The sequence below is a fragment of the Streptomyces sp. NPDC006326 genome, assembly GCF_040612915.1.
Taxonomy (GTDB): Bacteria; Actinomycetota; Actinomycetes; order Streptomycetales; family Streptomycetaceae; genus Streptomyces.
Genome location: NZ_JBEXRC010000005.1, coordinates 16,504 through 33,226, shown reverse-complemented (window position 1 = coordinate 33,226; position 16,723 = coordinate 16,504). Strand labels below are relative to the sequence as shown.

Annotated in this window: 17 protein-coding genes; 12 read left to right on the top strand and 5 right to left on the bottom strand. The window is 72.9% G+C overall.

The window, feature by feature from the left end:
• The first annotated feature begins 98 nt into the window (after positions 1-98).
• The gene (locus tag ABZ128_RS05685) at positions 99-1,673 is read left to right on the top strand and encodes an acyl-CoA carboxylase subunit beta (protein ID WP_356846228.1); all 1,575 of its coding nucleotides are present in this window, start codon (positions 99-101) and stop codon (positions 1,671-1,673) included.
• Positions 1,670-1,882, top strand: coding sequence for an acyl-CoA carboxylase subunit epsilon (locus tag ABZ128_RS05680; RefSeq protein ID WP_356846227.1), 213 nt, complete (start codon positions 1,670-1,672; stop codon positions 1,880-1,882). Before ABZ128_RS05685 ends, ABZ128_RS05680 begins: the two co-directional genes overlap by 4 nt.
• Before the next feature lie 195 nt (positions 1,883-2,077).
• Here ABZ128_RS05680 and ABZ128_RS05675 read toward each other — a convergent pair whose 3' ends face one another.
• Positions 2,078-2,803, bottom strand: a complete 726-nt coding sequence (locus ABZ128_RS05675; protein ID WP_356846226.1) for a TetR/AcrR family transcriptional regulator — start codon at positions 2,801-2,803, stop codon at positions 2,078-2,080.
• A 96-nt stretch (positions 2,804-2,899) separates the two neighbouring features.
• On the opposite strand from ABZ128_RS05675, the gene ABZ128_RS05670 reads away from it, so the two are divergent.
• Both ABZ128_RS05670 and sigJ read left to right on the top strand, forming a co-directional pair.
• Complete coding sequence (locus tag ABZ128_RS05670) at positions 2,900-3,973, top strand: alpha/beta hydrolase (protein ID WP_356846225.1); 1,074 nt, start codon at positions 2,900-2,902, stop codon at positions 3,971-3,973.
• A 76-nt stretch (positions 3,974-4,049) separates the two neighbouring features.
• On the top strand, positions 4,050-4,934 hold the full coding sequence (gene sigJ / locus ABZ128_RS05665) for an RNA polymerase sigma factor SigJ (protein WP_356846224.1): 885 nt from the start codon (positions 4,050-4,052) through the stop codon (positions 4,932-4,934).
• 102 nt (positions 4,935-5,036) lie between these two features.
• Here sigJ and ABZ128_RS05660 read toward each other — a convergent pair whose 3' ends face one another.
• On the bottom strand, positions 5,037-6,182 hold the full coding sequence (locus ABZ128_RS05660; RefSeq protein WP_356846223.1) for a hypothetical protein: 1,146 nt from the start codon (positions 6,180-6,182) through the stop codon (positions 5,037-5,039).
• Between the two features lie 155 nt (positions 6,183-6,337).
• Here ABZ128_RS05660 and ABZ128_RS05655 point away from each other — a divergent pair, with 155 nt between their 5' ends.
• The gene (locus ABZ128_RS05655) at positions 6,338-7,078 is read left to right on the top strand and encodes an HAD family hydrolase (RefSeq protein ID WP_356846222.1); all 741 of its coding nucleotides are present in this window, start codon (positions 6,338-6,340) and stop codon (positions 7,076-7,078) included.
• A gap of 79 nt (positions 7,079-7,157) precedes the next feature.
• Here the strand turns inward: ABZ128_RS05655 and ABZ128_RS05650 are convergent, their stop codons facing one another.
• On the bottom strand, positions 7,158-8,057 hold the full coding sequence (locus ABZ128_RS05650) for a ScbA/BarX family gamma-butyrolactone biosynthesis protein (protein ID WP_356846221.1): 900 nt from the start codon (positions 8,055-8,057) through the stop codon (positions 7,158-7,160).
• Between the two features lie 229 nt (positions 8,058-8,286).
• Between ABZ128_RS05650 and ABZ128_RS05645 the strand changes: the two genes are divergently transcribed.
• The 5 genes from ABZ128_RS05645 (at position 8,287) to ABZ128_RS05625 (ending at position 12,410) form a co-directional block, all read left to right on the top strand.
• Positions 8,287-8,922, top strand: a complete 636-nt coding sequence (locus ABZ128_RS05645) for a ScbR family autoregulator-binding transcription factor (protein WP_356846220.1) — start codon at positions 8,287-8,289, stop codon at positions 8,920-8,922.
• A gap of 66 nt (positions 8,923-8,988) precedes the next feature.
• On the top strand, positions 8,989-9,759 hold the full coding sequence (locus ABZ128_RS05640; protein ID WP_356846219.1) for an SDR family oxidoreductase: 771 nt from the start codon (positions 8,989-8,991) through the stop codon (positions 9,757-9,759).
• A gap of 234 nt (positions 9,760-9,993) precedes the next feature.
• The gene (locus ABZ128_RS05635; RefSeq protein WP_356846218.1) at positions 9,994-10,620 is read left to right on the top strand and encodes a sigma-70 family RNA polymerase sigma factor; all 627 of its coding nucleotides are present in this window, start codon (positions 9,994-9,996) and stop codon (positions 10,618-10,620) included.
• An 11-nt stretch (positions 10,621-10,631) separates the two neighbouring features.
• Positions 10,632-11,846 carry an MFS transporter gene (locus ABZ128_RS05630; RefSeq protein ID WP_356846217.1) on the top strand — a complete coding sequence of 405 codons (1,215 nt, stop codon included), beginning with the start codon at positions 10,632-10,634 and terminating at the stop codon, positions 11,844-11,846.
• Positions 11,847-11,876: 30 nt separating this feature from the next.
• The gene (locus ABZ128_RS05625; RefSeq protein WP_356846216.1) at positions 11,877-12,410 is read left to right on the top strand and encodes a nuclear transport factor 2 family protein; all 534 of its coding nucleotides are present in this window, start codon (positions 11,877-11,879) and stop codon (positions 12,408-12,410) included.
• A gap of 106 nt (positions 12,411-12,516) precedes the next feature.
• Here ABZ128_RS05625 and ABZ128_RS05620 read toward each other — a convergent pair whose 3' ends face one another.
• Positions 12,517-13,122: a ScbR family autoregulator-binding transcription factor gene (locus ABZ128_RS05620; protein WP_356846215.1), complete on the bottom strand. Its 606-nt coding sequence runs from the start codon at positions 13,120-13,122 to the stop codon at positions 12,517-12,519.
• A 644-nt stretch (positions 13,123-13,766) separates the two neighbouring features.
• Here ABZ128_RS05620 and ABZ128_RS05615 point away from each other — a divergent pair.
• Positions 13,767-14,966, top strand: a complete 1,200-nt coding sequence (locus ABZ128_RS05615; protein ID WP_356846214.1) for a transposase — start codon at positions 13,767-13,769, stop codon at positions 14,964-14,966.
• A gap of 51 nt (positions 14,967-15,017) precedes the next feature.
• Positions 15,018-15,704, top strand: coding sequence for a response regulator transcription factor (locus ABZ128_RS05610; RefSeq protein ID WP_356846213.1), 687 nt, complete (start codon positions 15,018-15,020; stop codon positions 15,702-15,704).
• Positions 15,705-15,774: 70 nt separating this feature from the next.
• Here ABZ128_RS05610 and ABZ128_RS05605 read toward each other — a convergent pair whose 3' ends face one another.
• A complete protein-coding gene (locus tag ABZ128_RS05605; protein WP_356846212.1) occupies positions 15,775-16,521 on the bottom strand; it encodes an arylmalonate decarboxylase in 747 nt (248 codons plus the stop codon).
• Between the last annotated feature and the right edge of the window lie 202 nt (positions 16,522-16,723).

The window sequence follows — 16,723 nt, the reverse complement described above, 5'->3', positions numbered from 1 at the left end:
CGACCCCGTATCGCGGAGGGTTCCAGCGGACTTCGACGACCTCTTGAGCCCCGCCCGCGACGGTGGCTGCAATCCGGCCTCAGACCTGGAGGATCCACATGACCATCATCGACGCGCCCCTCATACCGGTCCTGGACCGTGCCGCGGAACTGGCCGACATCAAGGCCCAGGCCGTCGCCGGACCGGACGAGCGGGCCACCCAGCGTCAGCACGCCAAGGGCAAGCTCACCGCCCGCGAGCGCATCGACCTCCTGCTGGACGAGGGCTCGTTCCACGAGATCGAGGCGCTGCGCAGACACCGCGCGAGCGGTTTCGGACTGGAGGACAAGCGCCCCTACACCGACGGTGTGGTCACCGGCTGGGGCACCGTGGACGGCCGTACCGTCTTCGTCTACGCCCACGACTTCCGCATCTTCGGCGGCGCGCTCGGCGAGGCCCACGCCGAGAAGATCCACAAGGTGATGGACCTGGCCGAGTCAGCCGGCGCGCCCCTGGTCTCCCTCAACGACGGCGCGGGCGCCCGCATCCAGGAGGGCGTTTCGGCGCTCGCCGGGTACGGCGGCATCTTCCAGCGCAACACCCGTGCCTCCGGGGTGATCCCGCAGATCTCGGTGATGCTCGGCCCGTGCGCGGGCGGCGCGGCGTACAGCCCCGCCCTCACCGACTTCGTCTTCATGGTCCGCGAGACCTCGCAGATGTTCATCACCGGCCCCGACGTCGTCCGCGCCGTCACCGGTGAGGAGATCTCCCAGAACGGCCTCGGCGGCGCCGACGTGCACGCCGCGACCTCCGGCGTGGCCGCCTTCGCCTACGACGACGAGCAGAGCTGCCTGGAGGACGTCCGGCACCTGCTGTCGCTGCTGCCGGCCAACAACCGCGAGACCCCGCCCCGCGAGTTCACGGGCGACCCGGCGGACCGGCCGACGGGGGCGCTGACCGGCATCGTCCCCGTCAACCCGCAGCAGGCGTACGACATCCGCAAGGTCATCGAGGAGGTCGTCGACGACGGCGAGTACTTCGAGGTCCAGCCCGCGTGGGCGACCAACGTGGTGTGCGCGCTCGCCCGGATGGACGGGCACGTCACCGGCTTCGTCGCCAACCAGCCCGCCAGCCTCGCCGGGGTGCTCGACATCCACGCGAGCGAGAAGGCGGCCCGCTTCGTGCAGTTCTGCGACGCCTTCAACATCCCGCTGGTCACCCTCGTCGACGTCCCCGGCTTCCTGCCGGGCGTGGACCAGGAGCACGGCGGCATCATCCGCCACGGTGCGAAGCTGCTGTACGCGTACTGCAACGCCACCGTCCCGCGCATCTCCCTCGTCCTGCGCAAGGCGTACGGCGGCGCGTACATCGTCATGGACTCCCGCTCCATCGGGGCGGACCTGGCGCTGGCCTGGCCCACCAACGAGATCGCCGTCATGGGTGCGGAGGGCGCGGCGAACGTCATCTTCCGCCGGGAGATCGCCGCGGCCGACGACCCCGACGCGATGCGGGCGCAGAAGATCAAGGAGTACACGACGGAGCTGATGCACCCGTACTACGCCGCCGAACGCGGTCTGGTGGACGACGTGATCGACCCGGCCGAGACCCGCTCGGTGCTCGTGGGCGCGCTCTCCATGCTCCGTACCAAGTACGCCGACCTGCCGTCGCGCAAGCACGGCAACCCGCCGGTATGACGGCCGTGGAGGGCGGGGCGCCGTCGCAGGCCTGGCGGATCACCGGCGGCAACCCCGACGCGGAGGAGACGGCCGCCGTCATGGCGGTCCTCACGGCCCTGCTGGCCAGAGCGCCCGAGCCCGAAGAGCCGCCCGGCAGGGGGCGAGCGGGCTGGGACCGCGGCCCGGCGGACGCGTTCCGCACGACCGGCACCTGGCGCCGGCCCTGACCGGCCCGTCGACACCGCCGACGCCTCCGCACTGCCGAGACCGTTAACGCCGTTAACGCCGCCGACCTGCTGACGCCATTAACGCCGTTAACGCCGTTGACGCCCCCGCGCCGCCGGGCCCCCGCCAAGGGGGCCCGGCGCAGCCGCATCCCGACCCGGCCGCGCGGCACGGCCCCGGTCCGGCCCCGGAGAGGCTCAGCTCCGCTCGATGAGCGCCTCGACCCCGTCGAGGATCCGCTCCAGCCCGAAGTCCAGCGGATCACCCCCGTGCGGGGCGAAGGCCCCGCCCGCGATGGCCGCACTCAGCGCCGGGAAGCGCGCGGCGTGCCGTTCCAGCACCTGCGCCGTGAGCCGGTCCCACTCCTCCCGGCCCTCCGCGTCATCGTCCGCGCGCTGCTGCGCGAGGCTGCGGATGTGCCCGATGAGCAGCAGGAAGACCTCGTGCTGCTGCGCGAAGGACAGCCCCGTCCCCGCCAGTGCGGCCAGCGCCGAGTCCAGCCAGGCCAGCTGCCGGGGCCCCATCAGCTGTCTGCGCATCCCGGTGGCGACCACCATCCACGGTCGGCGCCGGTACTGCTCCCAGCAGGCGCGCGCCCACGCCTCCAGCTGAGGCCGCCAGCCCCCCGGCACCCCGTCGACGGCGGGAGCCGGGCCGAAGGAGGCGTCCACCATCAGGTCGAGCAGTTCGGCCTTGCCCGGCACGTAGCGGTACAGCGCCATGGTGGTCACGCCCAGGCGCGCGCCGACGCTCTGCATGGACAGCGCGTCCAGCCCCTCCGTATCGGCGACGGCGAGGGCGCCGTCCACGATCCGCTCGACGCTCAGCGAGGGCTTGGGCCCGCGTCGCGGCTGGGCCTGCTCGCCCCACAGCAGCGCCAGGCTCACCGCCGGATCACGCTTCTCGTCCTTGCTCCTGGCCATGGGGCCCCGCTCCTTGCATCGTTGACGACCCGTCGCCTAACTGTGTATAACATAAACGAAATCGCTTACGTGATACACAGAAACCGGGAGTCCCCCATGCTCGCCACCGTCCTCGCCACCGGCGCCGCCCTCCTCACCGCACCCGCCGCCGGCCTGCTCGGCCACCGCGCCCTGCGCCGCGCCCGCAACGCCCGCCTCCTGCGCATCGACAGCCCGCGCGGCATCGACGAGCAGCGCTTCGTCCGGATCGGCGGCATCGACCAGTGGATCTCGATCCGCGGGGAGGACCTCGCCAACCCGGTGGTGCTCGAAATCCACGGCGGCCCCGGCGCCTCCCACTCCATCCACGGCGCGCTCACCCGGCCCTGGGAGAAGCACTTCACGATCGTGCGCTGGGACATGCGCGGCGCGGGCAAGACCTTCGGCCGCTCCGGACCAGGGGGGCAGGGCGAGATGACCTTCGCCCGGCTGTACGAGGACGCCGTCGAGGTCACCCGGTACGCCCGCGAACGCCTCGGCGCCGACCGGCTCGTGCTGGTCGCCAGCTCCCTCGGCAGCGTCTTCGGCCTGCGCCTGGCCCGCAACCACCCCGAGCTGTACGCGGCCTACGTCGGCACCGACCAGAACGTCCTGGACGCCGGCCGCGACACCTCGGCCCACGCCGCCCTCCTCGCCCGCCTGCGCGCCGCCGGACGGCACAAGGACGCCGCGGCCGTGGAGCGGATGGGCGCCGACGCCCGGCACTGGAGCGCCGCGCAGCGGGCCGCGTACGACAAACTGACCGTGGCGAGCGACCCCTTCACGCTCGACACCCTCAAGCGCGTCGTCCTGCGGTCCCTGTGGTTCTCCCCGCTGCACACCCTGCGCGAGATCGGGCAGTACTTCGCGGGCATGAAGTTCTCCGGCGTGCTCACCCCCGGGACGGCCGCCTTCGACGACCGCGCCGACGGCACCCGCTTCGAGATCCCGTTCTTCGTCTTCCAGGGCGACCGGGACGTCATCACCCCGCCCGACCGCGCCCGGCGGTTCTTCGACGAGGTCGAGGCCCCCGTCAAGGAGTTCGCCCTGATCGAGGACGCGAGCCACTTCGCCTCGTTCCGCCGCCCCGACCAGTTCCTGCACCTGATGCTCACCCGCGTCCGCCCGCTGGTGACCGCCCCGGCGGGCTGACACGGGCGGCTGACACGGGCGGGCGGGCCGGTCATGATCATGAGGCGGACCGCCCGCACGAAAGGACACGTGACCGGTGTACGAGAGCCCATCGCCGACCGACCGCTTCGAGCAGGAGCGGACCCGGCTGCGCGCCGTCGCCTACCGCATGCTCGGTTCCCTCGGCGAGGCCGAGGACGCCGTCCAGGAGGCCTGGCTGCGCCTGGAGCGCACGGGCGCCGCCGAGATCGAGAACCTGCCCGGGTGGCTGACCACGGTCGTGGCGCGGATCTGCCTGAACATGCTGCGCTCGCGCGAGACGCGCCGCGAGGAGCCCCTCGAACTCCGGATACCCGACCCGGTCGTGACCCGCGAGGACGTCATCGACCCCGAAGCCGAGGTGATGCTGGCCGACTCGGTCGGCCTGGCGCTGATGGTGGTGCTCGGCTCGCTCCAGCCCGCCGAGCGGGTCGCCTTCGTCCTGCACGACATGTTCGCCGTGCCGTTCGACGAGATCGCCCCGCTGATCGACCGCACCCCGGCGGCCACCCGCCAGCTCGCGAGCCGCGCCCGCCGCCGGGTCCAGGGGCAGGCCCCGGCGCCCGACCCCGACCTCACCCGCCAGCGCGAGGTCGTCGACGCCTTCTTCGCCGCCTCCCGCGACGGCCGGTTCGACGCCCTCGTCGCCGTCCTCGACCCCGACGTCGTCCTGCGCTCCGACGGCGGCGTCGCCCGCGCCCGTCACACGGTCGTCCTGAACGGCGCCTCCAGGGTGGCCTCGCAGGCCCTCACCTTCAGGCGCATGAGCCCGTTCGTCCGCCCGGCCCTCGTCAACGGCGCGGCCGGAGCGGTCGTCATCGCCGACGGCCACCCGCTGTCCGTCATGGCCTTCACGGTCACGGCCGGGCGCATCACCGCGATCGACGTGGTCGCCGACCCCGAGCGGCTGCGCGCCCTCGACCTGACGGACTTCGCCGCCTGACGGCCGTCCATCCCGGCGATCCCGAGGTGTCCGGCGTGATCCACCGGACACGCGGACACCCCCGCACCGGCCCGGCCCGCATGCCGGGCCGGGAGCTGCGGATCAGTGCCGGCCCGCCACCGAGTCCAGCGCCTGGAGCCGCTGCTGCGTCAGGTGCAGCAGCCGCGGCTCCAGCGACGGCAGGGCGCCGAGCAGGCGCAGCAGTTCGGGGCCGGCCTCCCGCGCCGCGGCCTGGTCCTTGAGCTGGGTCCAGCAGTACAGCGCACCCGCCCCGGCGGCCAGCACCTCCGGGGCGTCCGGCGCATGCCGCTCCAGGCGGGTCGTCCCGGCCCGGATCCACAGCCGGGTCGCCAGCCTGTAGTCGCCGGCCATCCGGGCGAGGTCGGCGCGGATCTCCGCCCAGTGGGCCGCCTCCGACGAGCCCGGCCCGCAGGCCCGCAGCGCGTGCTGTTCCCAGGCCCGGGCGAGCGCGGCCGCCTCCTCGTGGCGGCCCCCGGAGGCCAGCGCGTGGATGTGCGGCCGCGGATCCTCGGCCGACTGCGACTGCGACTGCGACTGCGCGGGCTGGGCACTCAGCGCGCGGGTGGCCGGCAGCACCAGCGTGCCGGGCGGCAGCGCGGCCGCCCCCACCGCGAAGGCGTGCACCTGTACGTTGCCGGGCCGGTGCGGGCCCCGCCGCAACTGCTCCACCCAGTGCCGCGTGTACGGGCTGACGCCGTCGTGCCCGCCGGCGAACGCGGGCGGCACGACCACCCCGTACACCTCGGCGGACGGCGAACCGGGCAGGCTCCCGTACTCCTGCAGCACCGGCCACGCGCTCTTGTCGGCCACCAGGTCGAGCACCACCGTGGTCAGCCCGGCGGACCGGGCCCGCAGCTCGGTCCCCAGCCACTCCCACGGGAACGCCGTGTACCGCACCGAAGACGCCGTGGTCCCCGCGAGCGCCAGGTGCAGGTGCCGCCCCCGCCGGTCGAGCGTGAGCCGCCCCGACAGGTACACCAGCAGCGGCCCGGAAGTGGCGGCCGCCGCCCGCAACCGCAGCAGCACGGTGTGGGGATCACGGGCCCCGTCCAGATAGGTGGTGTCGCTGGGCACCTGACTGCCCAGCAGCACCGCCGACGGCACCGCCGCCACCGCCGCCACATTGGCACTCGGCGCCACCTGCACGGCCCGCCGCCGCACGGCGGCGTCACCCGCTATCAGAAGGACGTGCCCCCGCTGCGGCGCGCCCGGCTCATCGATGTGCATGCACAGACGGTACTCACGTCTTTCCCCGCCGGGTCCGCGGGGCGAGGACGGGGCGAGGAGCCGGGAGCACCCCGGGAACCGTTTCCGCTGCTTGTCCGCCCCCGACCGGCTGTGTGATCTTGTCCCCGAGCCCCTCCCACGGAAGGCACGACACGATGACCACGACCGCCCCGCCCCCGCCCTCCGCCCGGGCCGCCGAGGCACCACGCGTCCGCGAGGCCGAGTCCGCCGCGCCGGTCGAACTCGTCGTCTTCGACTGCGACGGAGTACTCGTCGACAGCGAGCCCATCGCCGTCCGCACGCACGTGGCCCTCGGCGCGGAGCTGGGCTGGCCGCTGACCGAGGCCGAGGTCATGGAGCGCTTCGTGGGCCGCTCCACCACCTCCATCGGCGAGCAGATCGCCGCCCGGCTCGGCCCCGGAACCGCCCGCGTCTGGGACGAGCGCTTCCGCACGCTGCACGCCGAGGCGGTCGACGCCGGCCTGCAGGCGGTCGACGGCATGGCAGAGGCCCTCGACGGCCTCCGTGCCGCGGGCCTCGGACCGCAGCAGTGGTGCATCGCCTCCAGCGGCAGCCACGACAAGATGCGGCACACCCTGGGCCGGGTCGGGCTGTACGACCGGTTCGCCGGCCGGATCTTCAGCGCCCACGAGGTCGAGCACGGAAAGCCCGCCCCCGACCTGTTCCTGCACGCCGCCCGCTCCCTGGGCGTGGACCCGTCCCGGTGCGCGGTCGTCGAGGACAGCCGCTTCGGCATCCAGGCCGCCGGCGCCGCCGGAATGCGCGGCTTCGGCTACGCGGGAGGCCTCACACCCGCCGCATGGCTGGCGCTGCCCGGAACGGTGGTCTTCACCGACATGCGGCGGCTGCCCTCCCTGATCGTCCCTCACCTCTGAGGCCCCGGGCGGTCGGCGGCCCTGCGCCGCCTCCTCCCGGTTTCCCACGCGGCCCGCGGGTGCCGGGCCGGGGCAGGCGTCACACGGCCGCCGGCGCTGTGCCGTACGGGCCGGCCCCGCGCGGTTCGAGGGTCACGATGCAGGAGAAGGCGATCCCCCCTCGCTGCAGCGCGACGACGTCGACGCGCGGCCGGCCCCGGTGGTCGGGCAGCGTCGGCTCCGCGGCGATCCGGCACGGGGCGTCGAACTCCACGTACTGGAAGAACGTCGAGTCGAACGCGACGGGCAGCGCGTCCCGTGCGCCCACGCGGGCCAGCGCGGCCTGGCGGGCCCCCTCCAGCAGCAGCATGCCCGGCACGTGGTCCACCGGGTGGTCGAAGAGGACCGGGTGCGAGGTGTCACTGCGCAGCAGCCAGCGCGAGGGGGCGTCGGTGGCGGACAGCACCACGTCCGCCTGCCGCAGGCGCCCCACGGCGGCGGCGGGTATCGGGGGAGGTGCCGGCCGGGCCGCGGCCATGGAGGTGAGCGGGTCCGCGTACCCGGCGCGCAGGCGCTTGTAGAGGGCGGGCGGGTTGCTGGTGAACCGGGCGCGCGCGGAGCCGAGCTCCCTGCCGTGGGCGAACGCCGTGACGTCCATGGTGATCGCGGCCATGCGGGCGGCGCGCCGGACGACGTCCGAGCAGGTGATGTGCAGTTCGACGACGGCCGGGCGGTGCTGGATCCGCAGTGCGGCCGGGTTGACGCTGTAGGTGAAGTACTCCCAGATCAGCTGGTGTCCGAGCGGGACGTCGTAGGCGACGTGGGAGAGGAACGGGATGCTCTGCCGCACGGTCTCGGCGAACAGCAGCGGATCGAAGGCGCCCAGGCGCCGTTCGTAGAAGACGTGCGCATCGGGCCAGCGGGCGGTGACGGTGAAGTCGTCCGATCCCCGCCGCCGCAGGCCGGTGAGGAGCACCTCCGCCGGTCTGTGTTTGTGCACCAGGAGCTGGATCGCCTCCGCCGAGGTGGGGCGGCGTAACGGCCGGCCGGGAACGGCGGAGTGGGTGGGCGGGGCGGCGGCGGAACGGACTTGCGCAGGCTGGACGTTGATCACTGATTCACTCCAGGTACGGCGAGCAGGCCTCGTTGTAACCTCAGTCGCGGGCGGTGGGGGGGACCGAGAGTCATAAAATAACGTGTGTTCTTTTTGTTTGTCGATGGAGATCTCGATGCACGAGCCCAAGCAGGAACGCGCCGCCAAGACGCGCGACCAGATCCTCCGAGCGGCGGCGGCGCTGCTCGAAGAGCACGGCTACCGGGGTACCTCCATGAGAGCGCTGGCCCAGCAGGCCGGAGTCACGCTCGGGGCGGTCTACTTCCACTTCCCCAACAAAGAGGCGCTGGCCCGCGCCGTCATGAACGCGCAGCCCGACACGATCGTCCCGTACCTCGGATCGGCGGGCCTGCAGCGGCTGGTGGACATCACGCTGGTCTGGTCCTGGCGGCTGCGCACCGACCTGCTGCTGCGGGCCGGCGTCCAGCTCGCCGTGGAGCAGCGGGCCCTGGGCGTGCGGGACGACACCTCGTTCCGCGACTGGCAGGAGATCATGGAGGGCTGCCTGGAGGAGGCGGTGGCCAGGGGTGAGCTCCTGGAGGGGGTCCACCCGGCGGAAGTGGCCGAGTTCATCGTCGGCACGTGTACCGGGACCCAGCTGCACTCCCAGCTGATGTCCGGGCGGGCCGACCTGACGGACCGGGTGATCCGGATGTGGCGGTTCCTGCTCCCCGGCCTCGCCCCCGCCGCGGTCGCGGCCGCCATCGACCTCGACCCGCAGCGCGGGAAGGCGGAGTCGCGGGTGGGCTGAACGGACCGGCGCCTTGTGAGAAGGATCATGCGGAGCCGGCCGGAGCCCCGTGGTTGAATGCGCAACATGCGTGTTGAGGGGTTGCTCCAGGGCAAGGCAGTCATGATCACCGGCGCATCCAGCGGCATCGGGGCCGCCGCCGCGCGACTCTTCGCCGCAGAAGGCGCGGACGTCGTCCTGATGGCCCGCAGGAAAGACCAACTCGCCGCAGTGGCCCGGGACATCGCCGAGGCCGGGGGCCGGGCGACCGTACTGGCCGGGGACGTCACCGACCCCGGGGACGTCGAGCGCGTCGTGGCCGGCGCGGTGGAGGCCTACGGCCGCCTGGACGGGGCGTTCAACAACGCGGGCTGGGCGACGGCCGGAACTCCCCTGCACGAGACCGACGACTCGGTCTTCGAGCGGGTCATCGACGTGAACCTGCGCGGGGTCTGGCACTGCATGAAGTACCAGATACGCGCCATGCTCGCCGCCGGCTCGGGCGGCTCCATCGTGAACACGGCCAGCGTGGCCGCCGTCCTCGCGACGGGGGCCACCGCCTCCTACATCGCGGCCAAGCACGCGGTGGTGGGGCTGACGAAGGCCGCCGCCGACGAATACGGCGGCCAGGGCATCCGCGTCAACTCGCTGGTGGTGGGGAGCACCCTCACCGAGCTCATGCAGCAGGTGCTCACCGACATCCCCGCCCTGGAGGAGCCCTTCGTCTCCCGTTCCATGCAGAAGCGGATGGCGGAGCCCGCCGAGGTCGCCCAGGCCGCGGCCTGGCTGCTGAGCGGCCGGGCCTCCTTCGTCACCGGGACCGCCCTGCCCGTCGACGGCGGGTGGACCGCCAGGTAACCGCAGCGCCGCAGTGAGCGCCGGGCGCCCGCAAGGGCGGCGCCCGGCGCTTTTGCATGTCCGCCCGTCCGCGCGGCAGCCGCTTGGGCAACTTGCCAAGACCGTCACGGATGTTCGCCGCATCAAAGGAAAACGAACGCTCGATATGTAACCTGTGGGGACCCACACAGTCCTCCGCCGGATCGCGCCTGTACTCCCGTGGTGCGGCGGGCGTACAGGAGCGCAAGAGCACCCATGACGGACACGACCACGGTCCCCGCCGCAGAGACGGACGAGCAGCGCTCGACTCGCTTCGAGCGCGATGCCGTCGGCTACCGAACCCTGCTGTACGCCCACGCCATGCGGCTGACCCGCAACCCGCCCGACGCGGAGGACCTGGTCCAGGAGACGTACACCAGGGCGTACCGCAGCTTCCACCAGTTCCGCCCCGGCACCAACCTGCGGGCCTGGCTGCTGCGGATCCTCACCAACGCCTTCCTCACCGACTACCGCAAGCAGCAGATGGAGCCGCGCTGCGCGCACACCTCGGACATCGAGGACTGGCAGCTCGCCAGCGCCGCCTCCCACACCTCCAAGGGCCTGCCCTCGGCGGAGTCGCAGGTCATGGACCGGATCCCGGACCCGGTGATCAGCGAGGCGATGCAGGCGATACCGGGCGACTTCCGGACCGTCGTCTACCTCGCCGACGTCGAAGGCCTGCCGTACGAGGAGATCGCCGCGCTGGTCGGCATTCCCAACGGCACCGTCAACTCCCGCCTGCACCGCGGCAGAAGGCGGCTGCGGACCCTGCTCGACGGACACCTGGGGCACCGGGCACCCGGTCCGGCCCCCGACACCACCCCTACACGCGCGAAGGTTTGAGCTGATACTCCATGACCACACACGTGCCCGTCGACGTACGGCGGCCCGCCGCCGACGAGCAGAAACTACCGCTGCTCGCCCTGCTGGCCCTCGCCACGGCGGTCTTCATCACGAGCCTGACCGAGACCCTGCCGGCCGGGCTGCTGCCCGCGATGAGCACCGACCTGCACGTCAGTGAGTCCGCGACCGGGCAGACGGTGACCATCTACGCGATCGGCACCGCCCTGACGGCGATACCCCTGACCGCGGCCACCGCCGCCTGGCGCCGCAAGCGGCTGCTGCTGACCGCCATGGCCGGGTTCGCCGTCGCCAACACGGTCACCGCCGTCTCCACCTCCTACTCCCTGACGATGGCGGCCCGCTTCGTCGCCGGCGTGGCCGCCGGCCTGGCCTGGGCGCTGCTGGCCGGATACGCCCGCAGGATGGCGCCCGCGCACCTGCAGGGCCGGGCCATGGCGATCTCCATGGCCGGGATCCCCGTCGCGCTGTCCCTCGGCGTCCCCGCGGGGACCTTCCTCGGCAAGGCCCTCAGCTGGCAGACCGCCTTCCTGGCCATGACCGGGCTCACCGTCGTCCTGCTCGGGTGGATCGCGGCGGCCGTCCCCGACCACCCCGGGCAGCGCCAGAGCGACAGCCCCCCGATGCTGCGGGCCCTGCGCGTCCCCGGCGTCACCCCGGTCCTGTTCGTCACCCTCGTCCTCGTCCTCGCCCACACCATCCTCTACACCTTCATCGCCACGTTCCTCGACGAGGTCGGCATGGGCGGCTCCACCGACCTGGTCCTGCTGGCCTTCGGCATCGCGTCGCTGGTGAGCATCTGGGTCGTGGGCGCGCAGATCAACCGCCGGCTGCGCACCCTCATGATCGTGAACACCCTGCTGATCGCCGTGGCGGCCGCCGCCCTCGCCCTGCTGTCCGACAGCCAGGTCCTGGTCTACGCCGCGGTGACGCTGTGGGGCCTGGGCTGGGGCGGAGCCCCGACGCTGCTCCAGACGGCCGTGGCCGACGCGGGCGGGGATTCGGCCGACGCCGCCCAGGCCATGCTCGTCACCTCGTGGAACGGCGCCATGGCGGGCGGCGGCGTCGTCGGCGGCATCCTCCTCGACCTCCTCGGGTCCCGCTCGTTCCCCTGGAGCGTCCTGGTGTTCCTGGCGCCGGTCCTCGTCGTGGTGCTCGCCGCCCGGACCCACGGGTTCCCTGCCAAGCGGGCCGGCACGGCCCCGTAGACAGGTCAGCGGCCGGGGGAGGGAGTCCGGATGCACACGGCGCGGACCGCGCAGCTCACCGAGGGCCTGGTACGCCGGCTCGTCGAGGGATGGTGCGCGGCGCTCGACCGGCACGCCCCGGCCGAGGAGGTCCAGGCGTTCCTCGTCCCGGACGGCCTGGTGATGTTCCTGCACGAGGGCACGTACAAGGAGCTGGAGGGCTTCCGTTCCTGGTACGAGGGCGCCCGGCGCAGGTACGCGGACGAGAGCCGCACCGCCTCCTCGGTGCGGGTCCGCCTCGACGCCCCGCTCAGCGGCGTGGTCGAGCTGGTGCTCTCCTGGCGGGGCCGGGCGGCGGGCCCGTCGCAGGACGGCGGCCGGTGGCTGGGCTTCGACGAGTACCAGACCTGGACCGTGGTCCTCGACGGCGGCGCGGCGCGCATCCGCACCTGCGCGGTGCGCGGCCGCGTACCGCGGCCCGACGGGGGCGGGGCGGCGGAGCCCGCGGCCCCGGGCCGGTCCGCCGCGGCCCGCGCCGGGGGCCGTGCCGTGACGGCGGACTCGCCGGCGTACGGCCGCAGCTGACACCGGCTACGGCCGCATCCGCCGGACCAGTCGGCGCACGGCCGCAGCCGGCGGCGTCGGCCACGGGTGCGGGGTCCGCGAGCGGCCGGACCCCGCACCCGCCGGATCAGGGGGAGACCCTGTCCCCGCCCGAGATCCCGGGCAGGACCACGTCCCAGATCCGCGTCAGCTGCTGCTCGGCGCTGTCGTCCGCCTTCCCGGGGGATTTCGCGCGGCTGCGGGCGTACCCCTCGGCGCCGGTGACGAGGTACGACACCAGGGCGAGCACCGTCTTGCGGTCCGTGCCCGGCCGCAGTTCGCCGCGCGAGGCCTGCGCGAGCAGCCGGTCGAGGGTGGGCAGCCAGAGGGAGCACCAGGCCGTCGCGCCGTCCACGCGCTCGCGCGCGAGCCGCGCCGCGGCACGGACGGTCGGGTCCTCCTCCAGCAGCCGCGCGATCTCGACGGTCAGGGCGACCGCGGCCTGCAGCGGCACCTCCTCGCGCGCCGCCGCCCGGTCCGCGGCGTACCGCAGGGCGGCCTCGCCCCGTGCCTGGACGGCGTCCGCCAGTTCGTCCTTGGACCGGAAGTGAAACGTCAGGGCTCCGATGGAGATGCCGGCCGCTTTGCTGATCTTGGCCAGTGTCGTGGCCTCGTATCCCGCGCAGTCGAACGCCGCGGCGGCGGCCTGCACCAGAGCCTCCCGGGTCCGTGCGGCTCTCTCCTGTTTCACCATGGGCTTTCTCCGGATTCCACCCACCCGGGGCTGCCGGCCGGGCCGGCGACGGTGCGCCGTTGCCGAGGACGCACCGCGGGTGGGCCAGGTGCGCGCACGGGGGTCTCTTCGGTCACGTGGTCGATCAACAAGGCGAGCCCATGATGGCCCCGCTCGTCGAACGAGTGGGGGGCCGTTCGCGGGCCGTGGCGAATTCTCGCCGGGGTCGGGCTGGGGCCCTGGGCTGGACGCATGGGTGCGGCCACATGTCACCTCCGGTGCCGGCGTGGTCGGTTCCGCTTCTTCTGGGGCGCCGGTCGGTTCCGGCACAGGCTCAACTGGAGAGGGGCCCGTCGCCTTCCCGGATTGCCACCGATTGAACCGAAACTGGCGGGTTCCCGACCAATCGTGTAGCGGGCCGCGGCAACGTACCCACCGGGGCGCGAGGTCGGCGTACGGGCGCGGCAGGCGCGGGCCGGTGTGCGGCTGGAGTGCGGCCGGCGCGCGGCCGGAAGGTGTCACCGGCCGCTGCGGCGCGGACCGGGAGGCCGCCGGCCGCCGGCCGACTTGGTCAAGTCGCAGACGGGCTGGTTCTCGACGGCCTAAAAAAAGAGAACGTTCGTTATGCTATGGCGAGTTCATCACGCCAGGGAGGGGAATGCAGCATGGCGGAAAACCGAACACACCCGACGCCGGAGCCGGACCAGGACTGGCCGGTCTCCTCCTTCGCCGAAGCGCTGTTCGGCCACCTGCCGCGCGCCGACCAGCGCCGCTGGGCCCGGATCTACCTCCAGGGGCTGCTGTCCACGCCCGGCAGGAAGTCCATCCGCCGGCTGGCCGCCACCGTCTCCACCTCGCCCACCGCCTCCCAGTCCCTCCAGCAGTTCATCAACTCCAGCCCCTGGGACTGGGTCCCGGCCCGGCAGGAGCTGACCCGGCTGGCCGAAGCACACACCACGGCGCGGGCCCTGACCCTCGGCACCGCCGTCCTGCCCAAACGGGGCGAGTACACCTGCGGCGTGCACCGCCGCTTCGTCCCCGCCCTCGGACGCACCATCAGCTGCCAGGCCGGCCTCGGCCTCTTCCTGTCCACCGGCGAGGAGGACGTCCCCGTCGAGTGGCGGCTGATGCTGCCGGAGCAGTGGAACGACGACGCCCGGCGCCGCGAACGCGCCCGCATCCCGGAGTCCGCCCGCCACCGGCCGATGTGGGCGCAGGCCCTCGACCTCGTGGACGCCGTCACCTCGGCGCTGGTCCCCCCGGTCCGCGTACCGGTCGTGGCCGACATGAGCGAGCACCACGACGCCGGCCGCCTGCTGAGCGGACTCAGCAGGCGCGGCCACGACTTCGTGGTCGCCGTACCGGCCGGCCTGCACGTCCACCCCGCCGACCCCCGGCTCGCGGGCGCGGGCCGCACCGCCCCCGACACACCGCACCAGACCCTCGGCGCCCAGCGCTTCCTGCACCGCCGCACCGCCCGGCACGCGCCCACCGCGAGCACGGCCGCGCCCGACCGGCGGGAGCGCCGGATCGGCCTGCTGACCGGGCTGGTCCGCGTGCCCGGAGAGCCCCGCACCTACCGGCTGTTCACCGAGAGGAGCCCCGCGGGCTGCCACCCCGCACGCGTGTGGATCACCAACCTGCTGGGCCGCCCCGCCGACGAGCTGCTGGCCCTGGCCCGGCTCCAGTCCGGGGCCTCTCTCACGGTGGCCGCCCTCGAACGGGACTACGGGCTGCTCGACTTCGAGGGCCGCTCCTTCCCGGGCTGGCACCACCACATGACGCTCGTCTCCGCCGCCTACGCCTACGACCGCGTCGTACGGCCGGCGGTGCAGAGCCGTGAACCCCTGCTCATGAGTGCCTGAGCCTTTTCCACAACCTTTTTTCTCAGCCCATCCGAGGAAGTCGACGAGCATATGGTGAATGTACTCGTGGTAGAGGACTCCGCATCGGCAGAATCGACGGTGCGCAATTTGCGGCGGCAGGGCTACGACGCCAAAGGCGTCGCCACCGGAACGGACGCCCTGAAACTGCACCAACGGGCCGACCTGGTCCTGCTCGACCTCGAACTGCCGGACATCGACGGCCTGGAGGTGTGCCGGGCCATACGCGCCGCCGGCGACACCCCCATCATCACGTTCACCAGCCGGGACGCAGAATTGGACCGGGTTCTCGCCCTCCAGGCCGGCTCGGACGACTGCGTGGTCAAATCAACGGGAGTGCGGGAGGTCATGGCCCGTATCGAGGCCGTGATGCGCCGCGCGCACCCGCGGTCCCCGACCGCCCCGCAGTCCATTTCGCTGCGCCCGCTGCACATAGACGGCAGATCCCGCGAAGTCCGCCTGAACGACCGCCCCGTGGAGGTCACCTCGAAGGAATTCGAGCTCCTCTACACGCTGGCCTCCACCCCCGAGCGGGTCGTCTCCCGCAAAGAGCTCATGGCCAAGGTCTGGGAATGCGACTACACCGAGTCCAGCCGCACCATCGACACGCACGTCAGCAGCCTGCGCGCGAAACTCGGGTCCGCCAAGTGGATCGTCACCGTGCGCGGCGTCGGCTACCGCATCGGGCACGGGCGGAAGCGCTCCTCCGAGGTGTCGTGACGACGCGCCGGGAGCAGGCGGCCCCCCGTGACCACCTGCTCCCCCGCGCCCGCCGCGGCCCTTCCCGGGCTCAGACCGCGGACGTCGTACGAGCCAGCCGGCTCAGCAAGGGGTGGCCGCCGGCCAGGGCGTCGTGCGCCCCCACCTCCCGCAGCGCCCACCAGGCACTGGCGAGGTTCGAGGTCAGCAGCACCCGGTCGGTGTCGCGGGAGAGCTCGTCCAGGGCGGCCAGGGTCGACATCCCCGTGCCGGTGAACAGCAGCGCGCCGTCATCGGCAAGCTCCGCCCGCCGCACCGCGCCGAGGAGGGCCTGCGTCGTCACCTCGTACGGGTTGAAGCGGTCCGCTCCGGCCGGCACCAGGACCGCCCGGTCGACCGCCAGGCCGGCCTTCCGCCAGAAGCCCGCCGAGGTCTCGGTCAGCCACGGCTCGTAAGGGGAGACCAGCGTCAGACGCTCCACCCCCAGCGCCTCGCACGCGGCCAGGATGGCCTGGGTCGAGGACTGCACGGGGAATCCCGCCCGCTCGCCCAGCTCGTCACACAGCGCCCGGTCCCCGTCGGGGGACAGCAGGTAGTGCGAAGCGCTGCAGGCGACCACAGCGGCGTCCAGCCGCATCCCGCCGAAGGCCGCCAGGGTCTCGGGCAGCACCTCGTTGTAGGTCTCCAGCATCTCCGGCAGGGACGTGCCGGGAAGCACCGGGAAACGGGACGTGTACACATTCATCCGGGAACCGGCGAGACGGTTGAACTCCGGCTCCGCCGTCGGATTCTCCGGGGGTACGACAACCCCGAGCCGCGGCAGGGTGAAAAGGTCCATGGGGAAATAACCCGTCTGTCGAAGTGAATCCCCACGGTAATCCAAAAATTCCCGCCGCCAACCGGCCCGGCATCGGAATTAACGGCAATTGACGCCAGTTGACGGCGCATGACCGCGACCTTGCAGACCTTTCCCGCCCTCACACTTCCTGACAAAACTCGACGAAGGCCTGACGCCGACTTCCTTGACGCCTCACCGGTCC